The organism is Pseudomonadota bacterium, assembly GCA_022361155.1.
Classification (GTDB): Bacteria; Myxococcota_A; Polyangia; order Polyangiales; family JAKSBK01; genus JAKSBK01.
In genome coordinates this window covers 1-3,310 of sequence record JAKSBK010000350.1, presented here as the reverse complement: position 1 = coordinate 3,310, position 3,310 = coordinate 1, and the positions used below count along the sequence as shown (strand labels likewise).

Here is a 3,310-nt window from a genome sequence, read left to right as displayed (position 1 = left end):
CCGGGGCCGCGCCAGGTCGAGCCGCACACGGTCGAAGTCGGAGCTCGGGCTCTACAGCTTCCCGACCAGGCGGAGATACGCGAAGGCCGCCGTTCAGGCCGCTCGGCGCGTTCTCCGGATAGAGCGAGCCATAGGTAAGCGCATCCGGGTTCCTCTCGGGAAACGTGTTCAGCAGGTTCTGCGCTCCGATCGCAAGGGTGTAGCTGTCTAGGAACAGTGTTGCGAATGAAGAACATCGCCGGCGTGCCGGGCTCGCTGCAGGAGACTAGAATGGCGCGCGTGGTCGAGACACCTCACGGCGAGCGCGCCTTTTTGACACGGCCCGTACGACGCCCGTTGGGACACCGCAGCGCGGCGGGGCTCGCCCGAAGGATCCCGCCTTGTCTTGGCGTGCTGTGCGGCATCGTAGTGGCGGGGCTCGTTGCGTGCGCGAGCGACCGTCTTGCTGCCGCTGCAGCGCCGGGCGGCAGGCCGTCCGGAAGCACGCACGGTGCCGGCGGCACGGGAGCCCGCGCAACCGCGGGCGTCTTGAGCGGCGCGGCGGGAGCGACTCCTGGCGCTGGCGGTATTGCTGGCGGCACGAGCGGTGGTCTTGCAGGCGCGGGAGCCGGCGGTACAGGTGCGGGCATGGCGGGCGTGCCAGGGAGCGTTGGCGGCGGGATCGCGGGCTCGAGCGCCGCCCCGGCAACCGGCTGCAACGGAATGGCTGCGCTCTGCGCCCGCCGCTACGACGCGGCTGCCTACGCCACGACACACAATGCCATGGCTTCGATGGCGGACGGTTTTCTTGCGCCCAATCAGCACCACGGGATCAAACGCCAGCTCGAAGACGGCATCCGCGCTCTGATGCTCGACCTGCATTACGACGAGACAGGCCAGGCTGCCCTGTGTCATGGCAGCTGCGCTTTCGGCAAGCGCGACCTGCGTAGCGCGCTGGGCGAGATCACGGGCTTTGTGGACACGCATCCGCGTGAGGTCCTGACGCTGATCCTGGAATCCTACGTCAAGGCAAGCGATTTCGAGGTTGCGCTTCGCGATGCAGGCCTGCTGGGGCAGCTCGTAGAGCACGCGCCTGGCACGGCCTGGCCCACCCTGGGCGCGCTCATCGATGCCAACACGCGCCTGGTCGTGCTCGCGGATCGAGAGGGCGGGGCGTTTCCTGGCTACCTTGAGATGTGGTCCGAAGCCTGGGAGGTGCCCTTCGAGGCCAGGACTGTAGCGGACTTCAGCTGCAGCCCCGGCCGCGGCAAGCCATCGAACCCGCTGTTCGTCTTCAATCACTTCTTGACCGCTCCGCTGGCCTCACCCGAACTGGCGCAGATGGTCAACCACGATCCCTTGCTTTCGGACCGGCTGGCTGAGTGCCAGCGCGCGAGCGGGGACCTGCCGAATTTCGTCAGCGTCGACTTCTACAACATCGGCGACGTGCTTGCCGCCACCGCTCGGCTCAACAGCACGCCCTGAGACGGCTGCGCGGGGTGCATGTGCCGGCCGGATTCAGCCTGACGGCGTTGCCTGTAACCACGCGCTGCCGCCACCGCCCGCCAGGCGGGCAGCCATGGCAGCGGTGCCGACGCCGGCCGCACCGCCGGCCGAGCGGGCTTGACACGGTCGGTTCGATGGGCATGTTGGCGCCGTTACGAGCAGCCGGCAGAGGCTGTCAGGAGGCGTGATGGCGGGCGAGAGCACCAGCACACATCGATTCGAGGCTGAGGTCACCCAGGTGCTCGGTCTGGTCATCAACTCGCTTTACAGCAACAAGGAGATCTTCCTCCGGGAGCTGGTTTCCAACGCCGCCGACGCGCTCGACAAGCTTCGCTTTCGTGCGATCGCGGAGCCTGCCTTGCTGCCGGAGGGTCACCGGGCCCGCGTTCGCCTGATACCGAACGAGCGCGACAGCACCCTGACCATCGACGACAACGGCGTCGGGATGACCTCCGAGGAGCTGGCGGACAATCTTGGCACCGTCGCCAAGTCGGGGTCACGGGCGTTCTTGCAGTCGCTCGAGGAAGCCGACCAGAAGAACCTCAACCTCATCGGTCAGTTCGGGGTCGGCTTCTACAGCGCCTACCTCATCTCGGATTCGGTCGACGTGCTGACGCGTGCGGCCGGCGAAAAAGAAGCCTCTCGCTGGTCCTCGGACGGAAAGGAAACCTACACCATCGAGCCGGCCGAGCGCGACGAGGTGGGCACATCGGTCGTGCTGCACGTACGACCGGAACACAAGGACTTCCTGAGCGAGTGGCGGCTGCGTGAGCTCGTTCGCCGCTATTCCGACTTCCTGAGCTATCCCATCGAGCTTCAAGTCACGCGCAGCGAAGCCGGCGAGGAGAAGCGACAGTTCACTGCAATCAACGAGGCCAGTGCGCTCTGGCAGCGCCGGCCCGAAGATGTCACCGATGAGCAGTACGCCGAGCTGTATCGCCATCTCACACGTGACTGGGAACCGCCCCTGGCCCGCACGCATTTTTCGGTGGAGGGCACGCAGATGTTCACCGGGCTGCTGTTCATCCCGCGACGTCCCCCACTGGACTTGTTCAGCCCCGAAGGCCGGCACGGCGTCCGCCTGTATGTCAAGCGCGTGTTCATCATGGACGACTGCGACGAGCTGCTGCCGCGCTGGCTGCGCTTCGTGCGTGGGCTGATCGACTCGGAGGACCTGCCGCTCAACGTATCGCGTGAGTTGCTGCAGGATTCGGTGGTCGTCAGGACGATCCGAAAACAGGTCGTGCGACGCGTCTTGGGGGAGCTCGACAAGCTTGCCGCCTCCAAACCCGACGGCTACCTCGAGTTCTGGCGTAACTTCGGCGCGGTCATCAAAGAAGGGCTGCACTTCGAGCCCGAGCACAAGGATCGCCTTGCGCCTTTGCTGCGCTTCGAGAGCAGCACCGAGCCCGGCAGCCTGGTCTCTTTGCCGCAGTACGTCGCTCGTATGCGCGAGGGGCAGAAGAGCATCTACTACGCCATGGGTGTCTCGCCTTCGATGTTGGCAAACAGCCCCCATCTCGAAGTCCTCAAGAAGCGTGGCTACGAGGTGCTGTTCATGACCGACGGGATCGACCAGTGGGCTCTGGAGGGGCTGACCGAGTTCGATGACAAACCGCTGGCTAACGCCATGGATGCCGAGCTAGAGCTTTCGAACGAATCAGACAGGGCCGCGAGCACCCCTGAGCAGACGAACGAGGCCGGGGAAATCCGGCCGCTCCTCGACCGCTTCGGCAAGGTCTTGGAGGGTAAGGTCAGCGAGGTGCGCGTCTCCAAGCGCTTGACCGATTCCCCTGTTTGCCTTGTCATACCCAAGGGCGGGCTG

2 protein-coding genes are annotated in these 3,310 nt (G+C 65.6%); both read left to right on the top strand.

Annotation, left to right across the window (positions count from 1 at the left end):
- The first annotated feature begins 225 nt into the window (after positions 1-225).
- Complete coding sequence (locus tag MJD61_13660; protein ID MCG8556318.1) at positions 226-1,464, top strand: hypothetical protein; 1,239 nt, start codon at positions 226-228, stop codon at positions 1,462-1,464.
- A 208-nt stretch (positions 1,465-1,672) separates the two neighbouring features.
- A partial coding sequence (gene htpG, locus MJD61_13655; protein ID MCG8556317.1) for a molecular chaperone HtpG occupies positions 1,673-3,310 on the top strand: 1,638 nt, incomplete at its 3' end.

Bases quoted from the DNA above. Each gene is read 5' to 3' on its own strand.
- MJD61_13660 (MCG8556318.1), top strand. From the start codon at position 226: ATGAAGAACATCGCCGGCGTGCCGGGCTCGCTGCAGGAGACTAGAATG.